Consider the following 22,352-nt stretch of genomic DNA (forward strand, 5'->3'; position numbering starts at 1 on the left):
GGAAGACGACAGACCCGAACGGAGGACGCGAGGCTCAGCCGGTAGTCGAAAACCGGGGGAAGGAAACGGTGTGCACGAGCGGGGATCCTCAAACGTGGGCCGGCCGGACGGCGGGGGACGCCCGATACACCACGCGGTCACGCACTGGGCCCGGCGTACACCAGAGGCGCCCGCCGTCACCTGCGCCGACGGCACGTTGTCCTACCGTGAGCTGGACGAGCGGGCCAACCGACTCGCCCACCACCTGCGCCGGCTCGGCGTGGACCGGGACGTGGTCGTCGCGATCCATCTGGACCGCGGTCTGGACCACTACGTGGCGCTGCTCGGCGTCTTCAAGGCCGGCGGCGCCGCGCTTCCGCTGGACACCGGCTATCCCGCCGCCCGCCTGCGGTACATGCTCGACGACAGCGGTGCCCGCGTGCTGATCACCGGGCAGGACCCGCCCGCCGACGGCACGTGCGCCGTGGTCGACCCGCACACCGACGCGACGCTGATCGCCGCGAACCCCGCCACGGCACCGGCCTGCCGCACCCGGGCCGCCGATCTCGCCTACCTGATGTACACGTCGGCGTCGACCGGGGCACCCAAGGGCGTGCAGCTGGAGCACGGCGGGATCACCGACCTGTGCCGCTGGCACGTCGCGGCCCTCGGGCTGACCGGGGCCGACCGCGGCTCGCTCGCCGCTCCGCTGAGCTTCGACGCGTCGATCCTCGACCTGTGGCCGGTACTCAGCGTGGGCGGGCACGCCGTCGCGGTGTCCGACGAGGACCGGGGCGACCCCGAGCGGCTGGTCCGGGCGCTGCGCGACAACGAGATCACGGTGTGCTTCCTGACCACCGCCCTCGCCGAGATCCTGCTCGCCCAGCCCGAGCTGGAGACGCTGTCGCTGCGCTACCTGGTGACCGGCGGCGAGGCGCTGCGGCGCCGCCCCCGGCCCGGACTGCCCTTCCGCCTGATCAACATCTACGGCCCCACCGAGACCACGGTGTACGTGACCTCGGCCGTCGTGGCCGACTCGGCCACCGAGGACGGGCCGATCCCGATCGGCCGCCCGCTCGGCGCGGTGGGCGTCCGCCTGCTCGACCCGCACGGCAAGCCGGTGCCGCCGGGCGAGGCCGGCGAGATCGTGGTCGCCGGCACCGGGGTCGCCCGAGGCTACCTGCGGCGGCCGGAGCTGACCGCCCGGCGCTTCGGCGAGGACGGGGCGGTGCGCACCTACCGCACCGGCGATCTCGCGCGCCGCAACGCCGACGGCCAGCTCGAGTTCCTCGGCCGCATCGACCGTCAGGTGAAGATCCGCGGGCACCGCATCGAACCCGACGAGATCGAGCGGGTCCTGCTGCGGCATACGGACGTGCGGCAGGTGGCGGTGGCCGCCGTCCGGCCGTCCGGCCAGGCCACGCAACTGGTCGCCTACGTCGAGCGGGTCGGCCGGCCCACCGGGACGGGCTGGTCGGCGCCGCCGGAATCCGCCGGAAACGCCGCCACCACGGTGGCCACGGTGCGGGCGCTGGCACCCCGCGCACTGCTCGAGATCGGACCGGGCGTGACCGGGCTCGACCGGGTGTGCGGCACGCACGTCCGGCTGGACTCCCTGATCGCGGGCGGCCGCGCGGACTACGACGTCGTGCTCGTCGACGCCCACGGGGCGCGGCTGCGTTCGGTCGAGGACCTGCTCGCCACGATCGCCGCGGCGATGCGGCAGACCGTCGCCGGCGGCACCGTGCTGGTCAGCGGCGTGCGGTCGCTCCCGCTGCTGCCGGCCGCCGCCGGCGCGGCCGAACTGGCGGCGGCTCCGGACGCGACGACCGGGGACGAGCTGCGCTGGCGGGCGTACGGCCGGCTGCGGGCCGACCCGGCGCCGGCGCTCCACCCCGCGGTCTTCGCGGACCTGGAAGGGGGGTCGGTGGACATCGTGCCGCGGTACGACCGGGACGATCCCGGCCGGTTCGACGTGCTGATCCGGGTCGGCGAGGTGGCGCCGGCGCCGGAGTTCGACTGGCTGGACTGGGGCGGCAACGTCGACCTGGCCGGCATCCGGGACCTGCTGCGGACCGGCGAGCGGCGCGCGGTCGGCGTCCGGTCGATCCCGTACGCGCAGCTGTCGGCGCGGTTCGCCGCCTGGCAGGACATGGCGGGCCCGGTGACCGCCGGCGAGCTGCGCGACCGGGCCCGGCCCGCCGGCGCGCCGGCGCTGATCGACCTCCGCGCGCTCACCGTCGGCCTGCCCTACCGAGTGCGGCTCAGCTGGGCCGCCAGCCGGCCGGACGGCGCGCTGGACGCGGTGTGGCTGCACGACTCCGTGCCCGAACCCGTCCGCCTGCCCTGGCCGGGCCCGGACACCGTGCCGGCCGTGCGGGCGAACCACGCACCGGACGAGCAGGGCGATGAGGAGTTGCGGCGGGCGCTGCGGGAGGCGCTGGCCGCCCGGTTCGTCCCGCACGAGATGCCGGACCTGTTCGTGCTGCTGGACCGGCTGCCGCTGACCCCGGTCGGCAAGGTGGACCGCAACGCGCTGCCGCCACCGCACTGGCTGGGCGGTGAGCGGCAGGCCGCCGCCGGGCCACGGACCCCCGCCGAGGAGGCGGTGACCGGCCTCGCGGAGGAGGTGCTCGGCCGGGCGGGCGTCGGCCGCGACGACGACCTGCGCTCCCTCGGCGCCCACTCGCTCACCTTCGCCCAGCTCTCCACCCGGATCATGCGGCGGTTCGGGGTCCGCGTCCCGGTACGCCGGCTGCTCGAGGAGCCCACCGTCGCGGCGATCGCCGGCCGGCTGGAGAACTCCTTCCCAACCGCCCTCGACCGGCAGGAGGTCAGCTGATGGATGCCCCGCTGTCGTTCGCCCAGCAGCGGCTGTGGTTCCTCGACCAGCTACACCCGGGCGCCACCGGCTACAACATCCCGTCCGCGCACCGTATCCGCGGTCCGCTCGCGCCCGAGCTGCTCGCCCGGGCCCTGACCGAGGTGACCCGCCGGCACGAGGTGGTCCGGGCCGTGGTCGGCGACGGGCCAGCCGGGCAGCCGGTGCACCGGATCCAGCCGCCCGAACCGGTCGAGCTGCCGGTCACGCCCGTCGACGGCGGGTCGACGCAGGAGCGACTGACCCGCGCGGCCGAGCTCGCCCGGGACCACGTGCTGCGGCCGTTCGACCTGCGCCGCGGCCCGCTGCTGCGGGCCGAGCTGTTCCGGATCGGCGACGACGACCATGTGCTGCTGGTCTGCCTGCACCACCTGGTGGCCGACCAGTGGACGCTCTCGCTGCTGCTGCGCGAGGTGTCCGAGCTGTATGAGGCGTTCCTGCTTGACTACGGGTCGCCGCTGCCCGAGCCACCCCTGCAGTACACCGACTTCGCGCGGTGGCAGCGCGAGACGATCGACGAGGATGTGCTGGACGGGCAGCTGCGGTACTGGCGGGACCGGCTGTCCGGGTGCGAGCCGCTCGGCCTGCTCACCGACCGCCCCCGGCCCCCGGTGCAGCGCTGGGACGGCGCCCGCGTACGGCACCGGATCCCCGCCCCGGTGCTCGCCGCCGTCCGCGAGATGGCCGCCCGACACGACGTCACGCTGTTCGCGGCCGTGGCCGCCGGGCTGGCGGCGGTGCTGGCGCGGCACACCGGGCAGACCGACATCATGGTCGGCGCGGCCTTCGCGCACCGCGACCGCCCAGAGTTCGAGGACCTGCTCGGGTTCTTCGTCAACACGGTCGTGCTGCGTACCGACCTCACCGGCGACCCGGGCTTCGGCGAGCTGCTCGCCCAGGTGCGGGAGACCGCCCTACAGGCCCAGGAGAACCAGGACCTGCCGTTCGAGCGGCTCGCCGACCTGCCCGGGCCGGACCGCGACCTGAGCCGGCCGCCGCTGGTCAACGTCGTGCTGTCGTTCCTCAACACGCCCGCCGAGCCGCTGCGCATCCCCGGCTCGGCGGTCACCGAGTTCGTCTTCGACCCCGGCGTCGTCAAGTTCGAGCTCGACGTCATGGCGTTCGAGGCGGACGGCGAGCTGGTGGTGGACGTCGACTACCGCCGCGACCTGTTCGACCGGTCCACGGTGGAACGGCTGCTGGCACACCTCGAGCGGATCCTGGCCGGCGCGGCCGCGGACCCGGGCCGGCCGGTCTCCGCGCTGCCGGTGCTCACCTCCGCCGAGGAGGCCCAGCTGCTGGCCTGGGGCAACGCCACCACCCCGCCGCCCACCCCGGCGAGGACCGTGCCCGAACTGTTCGCCGAGCAGGTCGCGCTCCGGCCGGACGCACCGGCCGTACGGTGCGGTGCCGAGGTGCTCACCTACGCCGAACTGGACGCGCGGGCCGAGCGGATCGCGGCCGCTCTGGCGGGGCTCGACGCCCCGGCCTGCGTCGGTGTCTGCCTGGACCGGTCGGTCGACCAGGTGGCGGCGCTGCTGGGCATCCTGAAGACCGGCGGCTACTACCTGCCCCTGGACCCCGGCTACCCGGCCGAGTGGCTCGGCAACCTGCTCCGCGACGCCGGTGCCGCCGCGGTGGTGACCGGCACCGCGTACGCGGACCGGACCGCCGGCTGGACCGGGCCGAGCGTGCTGGTGGACGACCTGCCCGCGGCCGTCGGCCGGACGCCGGGGGCGACGCCCGGGCCGGAGGATCTCGCGTACGTCATGTACACCTCCGGCTCGACCGGCCGGCCCAAGGGCGTCCGGGTGCCGCACCGCGCCGTGGTACGGCTGGTGCACGAGACCGACTACGTCGACATCGGACCGGGCGACCGGGTCGCGCACAGCAGCAGCATCTCGTTCGACGCCGCCACCTTCGAAATCTGGGGCGCGCTGCTCACCGGCGCCGAGTTGACCATCCTGCCAAAGGAGACGGTGGTGGAGCCGGCGGCGCTGACGGCCGCGCTGCGCGAGCACGGCATCACCGTGCTGTGGATGACCTCGTCGCTGTTCAATCACACCGTCGGCGAGGTGCCGGACGCGGTGGCCGGCATCGGTACCGTCATCGTCGGCGGCGAGGCGCTCGACCCCGCGGTGATCCGCACCGTGCTGTGCCCGGGGAACGCGCCCCGGCGGCTGCTCAACGGCTACGGCCCGACCGAGAACACCACCTTCAGCACCACCCACCTGATCACCGTGGTACCGGACGACGCCGTCTCGGTGCCGATCGGTACGCCGATCCGCGGCACCCGCTGCTACGTCACCGACCCCCAGCTGCGGCTGGTGCCGGCCGGCGTGCCGGGCGAACTCTGCGTCGCGGGCCTCGGCCTGGCGCACGGCTACCTGGGCGCACCGGAGCTGACCGCGGAACGGTTCGTGCCCGACCCGTACGGCCCGGCCGGTGACCTGCTGTACCGCACCGGCGACCTGGTCCGCTGGCTGCCCGACGGCACACTGGAGTTCCTCGGCCGCAGCGACGACCAGGTCAAGATCCGCGGCTACCGGATCGAGCCGGGCGAGATCGAGGCACGGCTGACCGGCTGCCCCGGCGTACGTGCCGCCCTCGTAATGGTGCGCCGCGCCGACGACGGCCCGCGCCTGGTCGCCTACGTGGTTCCGGACACCGGCGTCGAGCTGTCCGTGCCGGAGTTGCAGAACCGGCTGGCCGGAGCACTGCCTGGATACCTGGTGCCGAGCGACTTCGTGCTGCTCGACCAGTTCCCGCTCAACGCCAGCGGCAAGGTGGACCGGGCCCGGCTGCCCGAGCCCGAACGGGCCGATCACGGCACCGAGGTGGCGCCGCGCACCGACCTCGAGGCGACCGTCTGCCGTGTCTGGGCCGAGCAGCTCGGCGCCGGCGAGATCGGCGTCACCGGCAACTTCTTCCATCTGGGCGGCGACTCGCTGCTCGCCACGCGCGTGGTCGGCAGGCTGCGCCGCGAGCTCGGCATCCGGCTGAGCGTGCGGACGCTGTTCGACCACCCCACGGCCGAAGCCTTCGCCGCGGCCGTGGACGACCTCCGGGGGACACGGGTATGAGCACGACGACTGCCAGCGTGCCGGCGACGAGCGTCCAGGAGCGCATGTGGTTCGCCGAGCGGCTGGAGCCGGGCGACGGGCTCTACAACGTGCCGTACGCGTGGCGGGTGCAGGGCAGCCTGTCGGCCGAGGCGCTGGAACGGGCCGTGGCCGTACTGATCGAACGGCACGAGATCCTGCGGACCACGTTCGCCGAGCGGGACGGCCGGCTCCACCAGGAGATCGGTGACCCGTGGACGCCGGTCCTCGACCGGATCGACCTGCGGGACGCGGCGGAGGGCGGCCTCGCGGCGTGGCTGCGCGACTCGGCGCGCCGCCCGTTCGATCTGGACGGCGGCCGGCTGCTCCGCATCGGGCTCGCCGAACTGGACGAGCGGCGGCAGGTCTTCTTCCTCTGCGCCCACCACCTGGTGTGGGACGCCACCTCGACCCAGCTGTTCCTGCGCGAGCTGCGGGACTGTTATGACGCGGCCGCCGCCGAGCTGGACGCGGGCACCGCAGCGGACGCGGTGGACGCCTGGCTCGAGGAGGCCCGCCCGCTGCCCACGCTCTTCCTCGGCCAGGCGGCCCGCACCCCGGACGACACCGCGCTGGTCTTCGACGGCACCGCCCTCAGCTACGCCGAACTCAGCCGCCGCGCGCACGCCGTGGCCGGCTACCTCGCCGGCCGGGGCCTCGGCCGGGGCGACCTCGTCGGGGTGTACGTCGACCGGTCGGCCGATCTGGTGCCGGCGCTGCTCGGCGTGCTGCTCGCCGGCGCGGCGTACGTGCCACTCGACCCGATCTACCCGCCGGAGCGGATCGCCGGGATGCTGGACGACTCCCGGGCCGGCCTGCTCATCGCCGACCAGCCGCCGGGCACGGAGATCGCGGCGACCGGCGTCGAGACGGTCCTGCTGGACAGGGTGCTCGCCGCCGCGCCGAGCACCGCCCCGGCCGCGGTGACCGGGGACGACATCGCATACGTCATCTACACCTCGGGCTCGACCGGAAAGCCCAAGGGCGTCCGGGTCACCCACCGCGGCCTGGCGAACCTGCTGCGGTCCATGGCGATCCGGCCGGGCTTCGGCGACCAGGACACGATGCTGGCCCTCACCACGGTCTGCTTCGACATCGCCGCCCTCGAGCTGTTCCTCCCGCTGATCACCGGCGGCACGGTCGAGGTCGCCTCCGCCGAGGTCGCCCGCGACGGCGACCTGCTCGTCCGGCACCTGGCCCGGTCCCGGCCCACCCACCTGCAGGCGACCCCGGCCACCTGGCGGATGCTGCTGGCCGCCGGCTGGGCGGGCGACGCGGACCTGACCGTGCTCTGCGGCGGCGAGGCCCTGCCCCGCCCGCTCGCCGACGAGCTGTACCGCCGCGCGCGGGCGGTGTGGAACCTCTACGGCCCCACCGAGACGACCATCTGGTCGACCGCGAGCCTGGTGCCGGCCACCGGCCCGGTCACGCTCGGCCAGGCGGTCACCAACACCAGCCTGCACGTGCTCGACGACAGCATGCGGCCGGTGCCGGCCGGCGAGCCCGGCGAACTGTGGATCGGCGGCGACGGCGTCGCGGCCGGCTACCTGCGCCGCCCGGAGCTGACCGCCGAGCGGTTCCGCACCGATCCCGCCGACCCGGCCGGCGGCACGATCTACCGCACCGGCGACCTCGTCCGCGCCCTGCCAGACGGGCAGCTCGAATACCTCAACCGGGTGGACAACCAGATCAAGCTGCACGGGTTCCGGCTGGAGCCGGGCGAGATCGAGTCGATGCTGCGGGAACGTCCGGACGTCGCCGACGCGGTGGTGCTGCTCGACGGCGTCGACACGCTGGCCGGCTACCTGGTCTGCGACGGGGAGCCGCCGGCGGCCGCGGACCTGCGCGCCTTCCTCGGCACGCGGCTGCCCGGGTACATGGTGCCGTCGGTCTTCCGGATCGTGGACCGCTTCCCGCTGACCGGCAACGGCAAGGTGGACCGGAACGCGCTGCGGGCGCAGGGCGGCGAGTTGCCGTCCGCGCCGCGCGCGGAGCCGTCGACACCGACCGGGCGGCGGCTCGCCGAGGTCTTCGCCGAGGTGCTGGACTGCCCGCCGCCCGGCGCCGACGACTCGTTCTTCGAGTTGGGTGGGCACTCCCTGCTGGTGCCCCGGCTCACCGGGGCGATCGCCGCCCGTACCGGGATCCGGATCTCCGTCCGCGACCTGTACCGGCTGCCCAAGCTGGACGACCTCGCCGCCCACCTGGACTCGCTGGCCGGTGAACAACCCGGCGAGCAGCCGACGGCGGCTCCGGCGGGCACGCCCGCGACCAGCATGCAGGAGCAGATGTGGCTGGCCGAGCAGATGGACCCCACCGGCCCGGCCTACAACGTCCCGCTCGCCTGGCGGATCACCGGCGACCTGGACCCGGCCGCGCTGCGGGCCGCGCTCGGCGCGCTGGTCGAGCGGCACGAGATCCTGCGTACCGCGTTCCACCACCGCGACGGGCGGCTCTACCAGGTGGTCACCGAACCGTGGGCGCCCGAGCTGACCACCAGCGCGGAGGATCTCGCCGGCCGGACCGACCGGGAGGCGACGACCGCCTTCGACCTCGCGTCCGGGCGGCTGCTGCGCGCCCACCTGCTCGCCACCGCGCCCGGCGAGCACGTGCTGCTGCTCTGCTTCCACCACATCGCCTTCGACGCGCAGTCGGTACCGGTGCTCGAGCGCGACCTCGGCCACTTCTACGCGCGCGCCCTCGGCCGGCCCACCGGCGAGCTGCCGCCGCCGGTCCAGTTCGCCCAGGCCGAGTGGGACGAGGACCCGGACGGCATCGGGTACTGGGTGGACCAGCTCACCGGCGCGCCCGAGGCGCTCGACCTCGGCGCACCGCCCCGGCGCCCGGAACCGCACGGCGCCGTGCCGGTCCCGTTCGACCCGGACTTCGCCCAGCGCACCGCCGCCCTGTGCGACGAGTACCGGGTCTCCTGGTACATGGTGGCCGTGGCGGCGGTCTCCGCCTGGCTGCACCGCACCCACGGCGGCGACGACGTCACCTTCGGGCTGCCGATGGCCAACCGGGAGGGCGACGGGCTGGCCGACGTGCTCGGGCCCTGCCTGAACACCGTGGTGCTGCGCTCGCGGGCCAAGGCCGGCACCACCTTCGCCGACCTGCTCGGCGAGGTTCGGGACAGCATGCTGGACGCCTTCGAGTACCAGGCGGTGCCGCTACCGGCGGTGCTGTCCCGGCTCGTCCCGCAGCGCCGGCCGGGCCGTACGCCGTACCTGGACGTCATGCTCAACCTGGTCTCGGTGCCGCACACCGGGCAGCCGCTGGGCCCGGCGACGATGACCGCGCTGCCGTTCGACCGCTGGCAGCACGAGACGAAGTTCGGTCTCACGGTCACCTTCGTGACGGACGGCGGCAAGCTGAGCGCGGTGCTGTCGTACCGTGGCGACCGGCACACCGCGGCCCGCGCCCGGCGGCTGGCCGACCGGCTCGGCCGGGTCCTCGATCAGCTCACCGGCCTGGTGGGGTCGCCGCTCGCCGAGCTGCTGCCGGCCGGGCGGCCGCAGTTTCGCGACTTCGCGGCGGCGCAGGCCGAGGAGCGGGAGAGCGCCGGCGGCCAGGACGGCCTCGAACAGTGGACGCGGCGGCTGTCCGGCGCGCCGGCCTTCCCCGCCCTGACCCCGCCGCTGCGCACCGCGGCACCCGGCTCGGTGCCGATCCCGCTGGCCGCCGAGGCGCTGGAGCGGCTGCGTCGGGTCCGCTCCGCGCACGGCCTCTCCTGGTTCATGGTGGCCGCCACCGGGGTCGCCGCGCTGCTGCACCGGTGGACCGGGCAGGAGGACGTCACCTTCGGCTGCCCGGTGGCGAACCGCGACGAGTTCCCCGACCTGCTCGGGCCGTGCCTCAGCACCGTCGTGCTGCGGTCCGAGTGCGACGCGGACACCACCGTGCTGGACCTGGCGCTCGCCATGCGGGAGACCGTGCTGGGCGCGTTCGACCTGGAGCGGGTGCCGTTCGAGGACGTGGTGAGCCGGCTGCGGCCACCACGGCGGCCGGGCTGGACCCCGTACGTGGACGTGACGCTCGCCGCGACCGCCGCCGGACCGGCCGGCGCGTCGCTCGGCGGCGCCCTGCTCACCCCGATCGAGCTGGACCACGCGGGCGCCGGGTACGCCGCCAAGTTCGGCCTCACCGTCGGTTTCGAGGAGATCGACGGCCGGCTGCGCGGCACCATCCTGTACCGCGGCGACCGGGTGACCGGCGGCGAGGCCGAGCGGATGGCCGCCTGGCTGGGCCGGTTCGTCGAGTCCTTCGCCGAGGTGGCGGACCAGCCGGTAGGCACGCTCCACCTGCTCGGCGCTCCCGAGCTGACGGAGATCGCCGGGTTCGAGCGGACCGCCCCGGCCGGCGAGGCGACCACCGTGCCGGCGCTGTTCGCCGAACGGTGTGCCGCCCAGCCGGACGCGCCGGCGATCCGGTCCGGCCGCGGCGTGCTGAGCTACGCCGAGTTGGACCGGCGGGCGGACGCGCTGGCGGCGGCGCTGCGGCCGCTGGCCACCGGCGCGCGCCCGGTGGTCGCGCTGGTCCTGCCCCGCGGCGCGGACCTCGTGGTGGCCATGCTGGCCGCGTGGAAGGCCGGCTTCAGCTACTGCCCGATCGACCCGGTCTACCCGCAGGCGCGGATCCGGTTCATCGTCGCGGACGTCGGCGCGTGCGCGGTGGTCACCGACGACCCAGCAGCGATCGCCGGTGCCGTGCCGCCGGGCGCCCGGGTCGTCGACGTGGCCGAGGCGACCGAGGACCCCGGCGGTGGGCCCGCGGCGCTGCCCGATCCCGGCACCACCGCGTACGTGCTCTACACCTCGGGCACCACCGGCGAGCCGAAGGGCGTCGCCTACCGCCACGGCAGCCTCGCGCACGTCACCCGGTGGCACGCCGACACCTTCGGCGTCGGGCCGGGCGACCGGGTCAGCCAGATCCACAGCGTGGCGTTCGACATGACGGAGTACGAGATCTGGCCCGCGCTCTGCGGCGGCGCGGAACTGCTGCCATACGAGCGCCCGGTCGTGGTGCCGGAGCTGGCGTCCTGGCTGGACGAGCAGGGCGTGACAATGTTCTTCACGCCGACCCCGCTGGCCGAGGCACTGTGGACGGCGGGCACCACCCCGGCGTCGCTGCGCTGGCTGTTCTTCGCGGGCTCGCCGCTGACCTCGGTGCCGCCGGACACGCCGTACGGGATCTGCGACGCCTACGGGCCGACCGAGACCTACATCACCACCACCCACGTGTTCGACGCGGCCACCGCGACCGTGCTGAACTGCGTGGGCCGGCCGGTCGACGGCGTACACGTCTACGTGCTGGACGCGGCGGGCCAGCGCTGCCCGGTCGGCATGCCGGGCGAGCTGTTCGTCGGCGGCGCGACGGTGGCGCAGGGTTACTGGGGCCGCGACGACCTGACCCGCGACCGGTTCACCGCCCGGACCCCGGACGGCGAGCCGGGCTGGATCTACCGCACCGGCGACCGGGCCCGCTGGCTCCCGGACGGCACGCTCGAATACCTGGGCCGGCTGGACCGGCAGCTCAAGATCCGCGGCTACCGGATCGAACCGGCCGAGATCGAGGCGCAGCTGCTGCAGGATCCGCTGATCCACCGGGCCGTCGTGCGCGGTTTCCCGGGCGAAGCCGCGCCGCTGGTCGCCTACCTGGTGGCGCCGGCCGGTTCGACCCCGGACACGGCCACCGTGCTGGCCCGGCTGAGATCCCGGATGCCGGAGTTCATGATCCCCAACGCCGTGGTGTGGCTGCCGGCGCTGCCGCTGAACCACCGCGGCAAGCTCGACGCGGACGCGCTGCCCAAGCCGCGCCGCGAGGACCGGGTCGGCGAGACCGCGTGGACCGCGCCGGAGTCCGAGACCGAACGGCGGATCGCCGCGGTGTGGTCGGCGGTGCTCGGCCTGGAGCAGGTCGGCGTCCACGACAACTTCTTCGACCTCGGCGGCAACTCCCTGCTGCTCGGCACCCTGCACACCCGGCTCGAACGCGAGCTGGCGCTGACCCTGCCCATCCGGCGCCTGTTCGAGCACCCGACCGTGCACGCGCTGGCCCGGTCGCTGGCCGCCGGCGCGGACCAGCCGTCGACCACGGCGGACGTCCGCGGCCGCGCCGAACGCGCCCAGCGCGCCCGCCGGGCCCGGCCCGCCCGCGCGACGAGGAATGGAGAGGACGCATGAGCGAGAGCAACGCGATCGCGATCGTCGGGCTGGCCTGCCGTCTCCCCGGGGCCGAGGACGTCGGGCAGTACTGGCGGAACCTGCGCGCCGGGGTCGAGGGCATCAGCCGGTTCGAGCTCGCCGAACTCCTCGCCGCGGGGGTGGACCCGGCGCTGGCCCGGCACCCCCGGTACGTGCCGGCGCGCGGCGTGCTGGCGGGCGGCGAGTGCTTCGACCGCCGGTTCTTCGGATACAGCCCGGCCGAGGCGGCGGCCATGGACCCGCAGCAGCGGGTGTTCCTGGAGTCGGCTTCGGTGGCGCTGGACGACGCGGGCATCGATCCCGAACGGTTCGGCGGCTGGATCGGCGTCTACGCGGGCTGCGACATGATGAACCCGGCGCTGCAGGGCTCCGGCGGGGACGGCCTGTCCCGGATGATCGGCTACGACAAGGACTACCTCGCCACCCGGGTCGCGTACAAGCTGGGCCTGCGGGGCCCGGCGATGACCGTGCAGACCGCCTGCTCCACCTCGCTGGTGGCGGTGCACCAGGCGGCGCAGAGCCTGCTGAACTTCGAGTGCGACGCCGCCCTCGCCGGTGGCGCCTCGCTCTGGCTGCCACAGGTCACCGGCTATCTGTACGAGGAGGGCTACATCGAGTCGGCGGACGGCCACTGCCGCCCGTTCGACGCCGCGGCCAGCGGCACGGTGGGCAGCAGCGGGGTCGCCGTGGTGGTGCTGCGGCGGCTCGAGGACGCGCTCGCCGACCGCGACCGGATCGTCGCGGTGATCCGTGGTTCGGCGCTGAACAACGACGGCGGCGCGAAGATCGGCTACAGCGCGCCGTCGTTCGCCGGGCAGCGCGACGTGATCCAGTTCGCCCAGGCGCAGGCCGGGGTCGAGGCCGGCGACATCGCGTACGTGGAGGCGCACGGCACGGCGACGCGGGTGGGCGACCCGATCGAGGTGGCGGCGCTCACCGCGGCGTTCCGCGAGTCCACCGACCGGGTCGGGTTCTGCCGGCTCGGCGCGGTGAAGAGCAACATCGGCCACACCGGCGCCGCGGCCGGCGCGGCCGGACTGATCAAGACGGCGCTCATGCTGAGGCACCGGGAGGTCGTGCCCACGCTGCACTTCCGGGAGCCGAACCCGGGCCTGGAGCTGGACACCTCCCCGTTCCGGATCGCCGCCGAGCTCGCCCCGCTGCCCGCCGAGGGCCCGGTCCTGGCCGGGGTAAGCGCCTTCGGGGTGGGCGGCACCAACGCGCACGTCGTGCTGGAGTCGCCGCCTTCGCGCCAGGCCGCGCCAGCCGGGTCGAAGCCCCGGGTGTTCTGCCTGTCCGGGTCGACGCCGGCGGCCCTCCGCACGATGCGGGCCGACCTCGCCGGGCACCTGGAGTCCACCGACGACGCGCTGGACGACGTCGCGTTCACCCTGGCCGTGGGGCGGCGACGCTTCCCGCACCGCAGCGCCGTGGTGGTCACCGACCGGGCCCAGGCGGCCGAGGCGCTGCGCTCCGGGCCGCCGCCCGCCCGCGCGACCGACGAGCGGGACACCGCGTTCCTGTTCCCCGGCACCAGCGTGCTGCGCTCCGGCTTCGGCGCCGCCGCACACCGCCGGCTGCCGGTCTTCCGCGAGACGTTCGACGCGCTCGCGACCGAGTGCCGCCAGCAGTACGACATCGACCTCTGCCCGGTGCTGCGCCCGGACGCCGGCCTGGACTGGCTGCGCAGCCTGCGCAACGAGCAGCTCGCCCTGTTCGCCATCGGGTTCTCCTTCGCCCGGCAACTGCAGGCGTACGGCATCGAGCCGAAGGCCATGCTCGGCCACAGCGCCGGCGAGGTCGTCGCCGCGGCCGTCGCCGGGCTGTGGACCCCCTCGGACGCGCTGCGGCTCGTACATGAGCGCGGCAGCATCCTCAGCGACGTCGAGCCGGGCCGGATGCTGGCCGTGTCCGCGTCCCCAGACGAGGTACGCGACCTGCTGGCCGCCCGGCCGGGCCTGACCGTGGCGATCGAGGCGCCGCGGTACTCGGTGCTGGCCGGCCCGACCGAGCTGATCGACCGGCTGCAGGCCGACGGGGTCGGCGACCGGGTGCTGGACCTCGGCGGCGCCTACCACACGGAGGCGATCCGGCCGGCCGCCGAGCGGCTCGGCCGGATCTTCGAGGAGATCCCGAACACGACGCCCGCCCTGCCGTACCTGTCCAACCTCACGGGCGACTGGGCCGACCCGGCGGCGACCGGCCGCGGCGACTACTGGGCCGACCACGCGACGAGCACGGTACGGCTGTCCGGCTGCGTGGACACCCTGCTGGCCAGCTCGTGCCGGGTCTTCGTCGAGCTGGGACCCGGCCAGACCATGACCCGGATGCTGCTCGGGCACCCGGCCTGGACCGCCGGGCACCTGGCCGTGCCGGTGCGCGGGCGGGCCGAGGACGACGAGGAGGAGAGCCTGCTCGCCGCGCTCGGCAAGCTGTGGGAGCGCGGCTTCGAGATCCCGATCGAAGATCTGCTGGACGAGCCGCGCCGGTGCGCGCTGCCGCCACACCCGTTCGAGCGGATCGACTGCGAGAGCGCCCGGCCCCGGGCGGCGGGCGCGCCGGGTGCCGTGCAGCAGCACGACATGATCGTGACGGTCGGCCAGGTGCGGGCGCCGGAGCTCGTCGCCGCCATGGCCGCGGACCCGGCCGCGATCCGGCCGGCTGCGCTGACCGACGCGCTGGCCACGGCCGAGGGGGCGGTCGCGCCCGCCGTGGCGGTGGCGGTCGAGGACGACCCCGAGGTCCTGGACGGACTGCCGCGGCTCGCCGAGCAGGCCGCCCCCGCGGGGGTGCGGCTGCTGCTGCTCGGCAGCGGCCTGGTCGGCGAGGGCCCGGTGCCGGACCTGGTGGAGCGCCTGCGCCGGGCGGCGCCGATCACGGTGTTCGACCTCGACCACGGCGACGCACCGGTGCACGCGCCGGCCGCCCTCGGCGGGGTGCACGCGTGGCGCGGCGGCCGCTGGTGGCACCTCGACGAGGAGCCGCGCACCACCGACCCGGACCCGCCGGCCGCAGCCGACGCGCCCGAGGAGGACGACGACCTCGCGGACGGGCCGCGCAACGCGACCGAGGAGGCGGTCGCCGCGGTGTGGCGGGAGTTGCTCGGACTGACCGGCATCGGGATCCACGACAACTTCTTCGAGCTGGGTGGGCACTCGCTGCTCGCCACCCAGCTGGCATCCCGGCTGCGGGTGCGGTTCGAGACGGAGATCCCGCTCGAGGCGGTGCTGGACAACCCGACGGTGGCCGGGCTCGCCCGGGTGGTCGGTGGATCCGGCACCGCCCGGCGGCAGGCGATCGTCCCCCGGCCGGAGTCGGACGAGCCGCTGCCGGCCGCGTTCATGCAGCGGCGCCTGTGGTTCCTCGAGCAGTCCGGGGCCGATCTCGCGTACGCCATCCCGCTCGTCCTGGACCTGGCCGGCGCGCTCGCGGTCGAGACACTGCGCGACGCGATCTCCGAGGTGGTCCGGCGGCACCAGGTGCTCCGGACGGTGCTGCCCGAGCGCGACGGCGAACCGGCCCAGGTGGTGCTCCCGCCCGCGCCGGTAGACCTGCCGCTGGTCGACATCACCGGCGCCGACGAGGCGGAGCAGGACCGGCGGCTGGCCGACGACCTGCGCCGGCCCTTCGACCTCGCGACCGGCCCGCTGCTGCGCGCGACCGTCTTCCGGACCGGCGAGAACCGGCACATCCTCGCGATCTGCGTGCACCACATCGTCATCGACGGCTGGTCGCTGGACCTCCTCTGCGACGAGCTCGGCCAGCTGTACAACGCCTTCCTGGCCGGCCGGGAGTCACCGCTGGCGGAACTGCCCGTCCAGTACGGCGACTACACGCTCTGGCAGCGCGACCGCCTCGCCACCATCCTCGACGCCGACCTGGCGTACTGGACCGACCGCCTCGCGGACGTGCCGGCGGGTCTCGAACTGCCCACCGACCGGCCGCGGCCCCGGGTGCAGACCAACCACGGCGCGATCGCGGACCGCTGGCTCCCCGCCGGCCTGCGGGCCGACCTGGAACGGCTCGGCCGCAAGCACGACGCCACGCTCTACATGACCCTGCTCGGCGGCTTCCAGGCGCTGCTGCACCGCTACACCGGCGCCACCGACATCTGCGTCGGCACGCCGGTCGCCGGGCGCACCGAGGTCGAGCTCGAGCGGATGATCGGCTTCTTCGTCAACACGCTGGTGCTGCGCACCGAGGTCGACCGCCGGCTGTCCTTCGCCGGCCTGCTGGCGCGGGTCCGCCAGACCGCGATGGGCGCGTTCGCGCACCAGGAGGTGCCGTTCGAGCGGCTGGTCGAGGAGCTGAACCCGCCCCGCGACCCCAGCCGCAACCCGCTCTTCCAGGTGATGTTCAACCTGCTGAACCTCAACGACAACCCGCTCGACCTGACCGGGATCGAGGTGCGCGACCGGCCGAACCCCGGCCTCGGCAGCGCTCAGGTCGATCTGTCGTTGGACATCTACCAGCGCGGCGACGGCCTGCTGTGCCGGCTGGAGTACAACAGCGACCTGTTCGACGCCGCCACCGCCGACCGGCTGCTGCGCCACTTCGAGACGTTGCTGACCGGGCTGGCCGCCGACCCGGACGCCGAGCTGGGCAGCTGCGAGCTGCTCGACGACGCGGAGCGGCGGCAGGTCCTCGACGAGTGGAACGACACCGGCCGCGCGATCGAGCCGGTGACCGTGCCGGAGTTGTTCGAGCGGACCGCCCGCCGCACGCCGGACCAGCTCGCCGTGGTGGGCCGGGACGGCCGGCTCACCCACGCCGAACTCCACGCCCGCGCGAACCGGCTGGCCCGCTACCTGATCGCGGCCGGGGTCGGCCCGGAGGACCGGGTCGCGCTGATCCTGCCCCGCACCACCGACGTGGTGGTGGCGATCCTCGGCGTGCTCAAGGCCGGTGCGGCCTACCTACCGATCGACCCGGCCATGCCCCGCGACCGGGCCGCCGCGATGCTCGAGGACGCGGCGCCCGCCCTGGTGCTCACCGAGCTCGATGAGGAGCTGCTGGCCGGCTTCGCCGACCACGACGTCGACCCCGACGAGCGGGTCCGGCCGCTGCACCCGCGGCACCCGGCCTACCTGATCTACACCTCCGGCTCCACCGGCCGGCCCAAGGCGGTCGTCGTGGAGCACCGGAGCGTGGTGAACCTGTACCACGAGCACCGGTCCACGCTGTTCGCGCCGATGGCCGCGCGGCGCCCGGTCCAGGTGGCGATCACCGCCTCGTTCTCCTTCGACACCTCCTGGGAGGAGCTGCTCTGGCTGGCCGACGGGCACACGCTGCACGTCATCGGCGAGGAGCTGCGCGCCGACGCCGAGGCGCTCGTCGGTTACGTGGGGAAGCACGGCATCGACTTCCTCGACGTGACCCCCTCGTACGCGGCGCCGCTGCTGGCCGCCGGGCTGCTCGAGGACGACGGCCGGCACACCCCGGCGATGGTGTCGATCGGCGGCGAGGCCATCGACGCCGCGCTGTGGGAGGAGATCGGCGCCGCACCGCGGACCGCCGCTTACAACTACTACGGACCCACCGAGTGCACGGTGGACACCCTCGGCAGCCCGATCGCGGCCGGCCGGCCGGTGTCGCTCGGCCGCCCGCTGGCCAACACCCGGGCGTACGTGCTGAGCCCGGACCTGCAGCCGGTGCCGCCCGGGGTGGCCGGTGAGCTGTACCTGGCCGGCGCCGGGCTGGCCCGCGGCTACCTCGGCCGCCCCGGCCTCACCGCGACCCGGTTCGTCGCCGACCCGTTCGGCGCGCCCGGTACCCGGATGTACCGCACCGGCGACCTGGTCCGCTGGCAGGCCGGCGGCACCCTGGAATACCTCGGCCGGACCGACGACCAGGTCAAGATCCGCGGATTCCGGATCGAGCCGGGCGAGATCGAGGCGGTGCTCGCCGGTCACCCGGCGGTGACCCAGGCGGTCGTGGTGGCCCGGGCGGACCGGCCGGGCGACCCGCGCCTGGTCGCGTACGTGGTGCCGGCCGAGGAGGGCACGCCCGACCCGGCCGAACTGCGTGCCTTCGCCGCCCGGTCGCTGCCGGACTACATGGTGCCCGCCGTCGTGGTGCCGCTCGACCGGATCCCGCTGAACACCAACGGCAAGGTCGACAAGAAGAAGCTACCCGCGCCGGTCTTCGTCGCGGCGGCCTCCCGAGCGCCGCGCACCCCGGCGGAGCGGGCCCTGGCCGGCCTGTTCGCCGACCTGCTCGGGGTGCCGACGGTCGGCATCGACGACGACTTCTTCGCCCTCGGCGGGCACTCGCTGCTGGCCACCCGGCTGATCACCCGGATCCGCGCGGCCTTCGGCGCGGACCTGCCGGTACGGGCGCTGTTCGAAACGCCGACCGTGGCCGGGCTCGCCGACCAGCTCGCCGAGGCGGGCCGCGGCGGGGAGCGGTCGGAACTGCGCGCCCGCGTACGGCCGGAGGTCCTGCCGTTGTCCTTCGCCCAGCAGCGGCTGTGGTTCCTGGACCGGCTGACCGGCTCGGACTCGACCTACAACCTGCCGTTCGCGCTGCGGCTGACCGGCACGCTGGACACCAATGCGCTCCGGCAGGCCCTCGCGGACGTCACCGGCCGGCACGAGGCGCTGCGCACCGTGCTGCCCGAGGTGGACGGCGAACCGCGCCAGGTCGTCCTCGACGCCGCCACGGCGCGGCCCGAGCTGATCGTCACCGAGGTCGCGGCCGGGGAGCTGGAACAGGCGGTCAGCACCGCCTGCGGTACCGGCTTCGACCTGAGCGGGGCCCTGCCGCTGCGGGCGCACCTGTTCCGGCTCGCCGCCGACGAACACGTGCTGCTGCTGGTGCTGCACCACATCGCGAGCGACGGCTGGTCCCTCGCGCCGCTGGCCCGGGACCTCGGCACCGCCTACCGCGCCCGGCTGGCCGGCGCGGCCCCGGACTGGGAGCCGCTGGCCGTCCAGTACGCGGACTACACGCTCTGGCAACGGGACGCGCTCGGCGACGAGGCCGACCCGGAGAGCACCCTGGCCCGGCAGGTCGCGTTCTGGCGGGACGCGCTCGACGGCATCCCGGAGCTGCTCGACCTCCCGACGGACCGGCCCCGCGGCGCCGCCGCCGAAGGACGGGGCGGGGCGGTCGACTTCCGGATCCCCGCCGACGTGCACCGGAGGCTGGCGGGACTCGCCCAGGAGCAGGGCTGCACGCTGTTCATGGCGCTCCAGGCCGGGCTGGCCACGCTGCTGACCCGCTGCGGCGCCGGCACGGACCTGCCGATCGGCTCGGTCGTGGCCGGCCGCCACGACGACGCCCTCGACGACCTGGTCGGGTTCTTCGTCAACACGATCGTGCTGCGCACCGACACCTCCGGCGATCCCACGTTCCGGCGCCTGCTGGCCCGGGTGAAGGACCGCGACCTGGCCGCGCTGGCCCATCAGGACCTGCCGTTCGAACGCCTCGTCGAGATCCTCAACCCGCCCCGGTCGCTGGCCGGCCATCCGCTCTTCCAGGTGGCGCTGGTTCTGCAGAACACCGCCGAACCCGAACTCGACCTGCCGGGCCTGCGCGCCGCACCAGAGCCGGTCGACGACGTGGGCGCGAAGTTCGACCTCACCGTCAACCTGAGCGAGGACGGCGACGGCATCGAGGGCGCCCTGGTCTACCGGGCGGACCTGTTCGACGCGTCCACCGCGGCGGCGCTGGCCGACCGGTTCATCCGGGTGCTGACCGCGGCCACCGCCGACCCGGACACGCCGATCAGCACGTACGAGCTGCTCTCGGCCGCCGAGCGGCGGGCGGTGCTGCCGGCCGGGACCGGCACGCCGGTGGAGCCGCGCACGTTCCCCGCGATGTTCGAGGCGGCGGCCGCCGCGCACCCGGACGCCGTCGCGGTGTCCGACGACGAGGTCACCTGGACGTACGCCGAGCTGAACGCGCGGGCCGACGAGCTGGCCCGGACGTTCGCCGCGCGCGGCGTCGGCCCGGAGGACGTGGTCGCACTGGCCCTGCCGCGCTCGGCCGGCCTGGTCGCCGCGATCCTCGCCGTGCAGAAGGCCGGCGCGGCCTACCTGCCGGTGGACCCGGAGTACCCCGGCGAGCGGATCGCCTACCTGCTGGAGGACGCTCGGCCGGTCCTGCTGGTCAGCACCGGGCCGATCGCACCGGCGCTGCCCACGCACGACTGCCCGGTCATCCTGCTCGACGCCGCCCCACCGGCCGCCCCACCGGACACCGCCGTGCGCCGGCCGGACCCGCGCAACCCGGCCTACCTGATCTACACGTCCGGCTCGACCGGCCGGCCGAAGGGCGCGGTGGTCTCGCACTCCGGCCTGGCCGCGCTCGCCGCGCACCAGGCGGAGCGGTTCGGCGCCGGGCCCGGCGACGCGGTCCTGCAGTTCGCCTCGCCGAGTTTCGACGCGTCGGTGTGGGACGTGTGCCTGGCGCTGCTGACCGGGGCCCGGCTGGTGCTGGCGCCGCCGGAGCAGCTGCTGCCCGGTCCCGCGCTGGCCGAGCTGGTGACCCGGCGCGGCATCACCCACCTGAACCTGCCGCCGTCATCGCTGGCCGCGCTGGATCCGGGCGACCTCCCGCCAACGGTCACCGTGCTGGTCGGCGGCGAGGCCTGCCCGGCGGACCTGGCGGCTCGGTGGTCGTCCGGACGCACGTTCGTCAACGCCTACGGCCCCACGGAGGCGACCGTCGTCGCTACGATCAGCGACCCGCTCACCGGGACCGGCATCCCGCCCATCGGGCGGGCGGTCCGGGACATGCGCCTCTACGTGCTGGACGCCGCGCTGCGGCCGGTGCCACCCGGCATCCCCGGCGAGCTGTACCTCGCGGGTCCCGGTCTCGCCCGGGGCTACCTGCGCCGGCCGGGCGTCACCGCGGAACGGTTCGTGGCGAACCCGCTCGGCGGTCCCGGCGATCGGATGTACCGCACCGGCGACCTGGTGCGCTGGCGGAACGGGAACCTGGAGTTCCTGGGCCGGGCGGACGGCCAGGTGAAGCTGCGCGGGTTCCGGATCGAACTCGGCGAGGTCGAGGCCGTCCTGACCGAACATCCCCAGGTGGCGCAGGCCGTGGCCGTGGTGCGCGAGGACCGGCCGGGCGACCCGCGCCTCGTCGCGTACCTGATCCCGGAGTCCGAGGCGCCGGAGCCGGTCGAGCTGCGGGACTGGTTCCGCGACCGCGTGCCGGCCCACCTGGTCCCGTCGGCCTTCGTAGCACTGGACGCCTTCCCGGTCACCCCGAGCCGCAAGATCGACCGGAAGGCGCTACCAGCCCCCGAGGCCACGACGACCGACCGCGCCCCGCGGACCGCTCGCGAGGTGGCCCTGTGCGGCCTGTTCGCCGAGACGCTCGGGCTTGAACGCGTCGGGCTCGGCGACGGCTTCTTCGAACTCGGCGGCCACTCGCTGCTGGCGGTCAAGCTGATGGGCCGCATCCGCTCGGCGCTGGGCGTGGACCTGGGCATGCGTACGCTCTTCGCCGCGCCGACTCCCGAGGCGCTGGCGCAGCGGCTCGACCAGGCCGCCCCGCCGGACGCCGCGGTCGACGTGCTGCTGCCCATCCGGGCCACCGGTACCGCGCCGGCGCTGTTCTGCGTGCACCCGGTCTCCGGGCTCAGCTGGTGCTACGCGGGCTTGCTGCCCTATCTGCCGGACCGGCCCGTGTACGGCCTGCAGGCTCGGCGCAGCTCCCCGCCGCAGGATCTGGACGCGCTGGTCGACGACTACCTGGCCGAGCTTCGGGCGATCCAGCCCACCGGCCCGTACCACCTGCTGGGCTGGTCGGCCGGCGGAACCATCGCGCACGCGCTCGCCTGCCGGTTGCAGCGCGACGGCGATCAGGTCCGGTTCCTCGCCCTGCTGGACTCCGTCCCGCGGGCCGGCAGCGCGGACCGCGCGGCGATCACGCTGGCCATCGGCGACGACGTGGGCGCCACCGGCGAGGACCTGGACGCGCTCGTGGAAAGCGGCCTGCACACCCAGCGGATCCTCGAGCGGACCCCGCCCGGGCGGTTCCGCGGGAACGTCGTCTACCTCACCGCGGTCCGCGACGGCGACCGGGCGGCGGCCGCCTGGCACGAGCACGTCGACGGCACCGTCGACGAGTACCCGATCGACTGCCACCACACCACGATGATGCGCCAGGGTCCGCTCACCGAGATCGGCCCGGTCATCGCCGCCGAGCTGAAACGCGCCCGCTGATCCCCGA

Annotated in this window: 4 protein-coding genes; all 4 read left to right on the forward strand. The window is 74.9% G+C overall.

Features of this window, described 5'->3' with window-relative positions; all coding sequences use genetic code 11:
• Positions 1-94 precede the first annotated feature (94 nt).
• From ABZ783_RS23295 to ABZ783_RS23310, 4 genes are read left to right on the forward strand one after another with little or no spacing between them, the layout of a single operon-like run.
• Positions 95-2,821 (forward strand): amino acid adenylation domain-containing protein, encoded by a 2,727-nt coding sequence (locus ABZ783_RS23295; RefSeq protein ID WP_357441669.1) that lies wholly within the window; start codon positions 95-97, stop codon positions 2,819-2,821.
• Positions 2,821-5,943 carry an amino acid adenylation domain-containing protein gene (locus ABZ783_RS23300; RefSeq protein WP_357441671.1) on the forward strand — a complete coding sequence of 1,041 codons (3,123 nt, stop codon included), beginning with the start codon at positions 2,821-2,823 and terminating at the stop codon, positions 5,941-5,943. Before ABZ783_RS23295 ends, ABZ783_RS23300 begins: the two co-directional genes overlap by 1 nt.
• On the forward strand, positions 5,940-12,143 hold the full coding sequence (locus ABZ783_RS23305) for an amino acid adenylation domain-containing protein (RefSeq protein WP_357441673.1): 6,204 nt from the start codon (positions 5,940-5,942) through the stop codon (positions 12,141-12,143). Before ABZ783_RS23300 ends, ABZ783_RS23305 begins: the two co-directional genes overlap by 4 nt.
• On the forward strand, positions 12,140-22,345 hold the full coding sequence (locus ABZ783_RS23310; RefSeq protein WP_357441675.1) for an amino acid adenylation domain-containing protein: 10,206 nt from the start codon (positions 12,140-12,142) through the stop codon (positions 22,343-22,345). The genes ABZ783_RS23305 and ABZ783_RS23310 overlap by 4 nt, the downstream gene beginning before the upstream one ends.
• The last annotated feature ends 7 nt before the right edge of the window (positions 22,346-22,352 follow it).

It is taken from the genome of Micromonospora sp. NPDC047738 (genome assembly GCF_040642675.1).
Taxonomy (GTDB): domain Bacteria; phylum Actinomycetota; class Actinomycetes; order Mycobacteriales; family Micromonosporaceae; genus Micromonospora.

Excerpts from the sequence above, each read along its gene's own strand:
- ABZ783_RS23300 (WP_357441671.1), top strand. The coding sequence starts at position 2,821 with ATGGATGCCCCGCTGTCGTTCGCCCAGCAGCGGCTGTGGTTCCTCGAC.
- ABZ783_RS23305 (WP_357441673.1), top strand. The coding sequence starts at position 5,940 with ATGAGCACGACGACTGCCAGCGTGCCGGCGACGAGCGTCCAGGAGCGC.
- ABZ783_RS23310 (WP_357441675.1), top strand. The coding sequence starts at position 12,140 with ATGAGCGAGAGCAACGCGATCGCGATCGTCGGGCTGGCCTGCCGTCTC.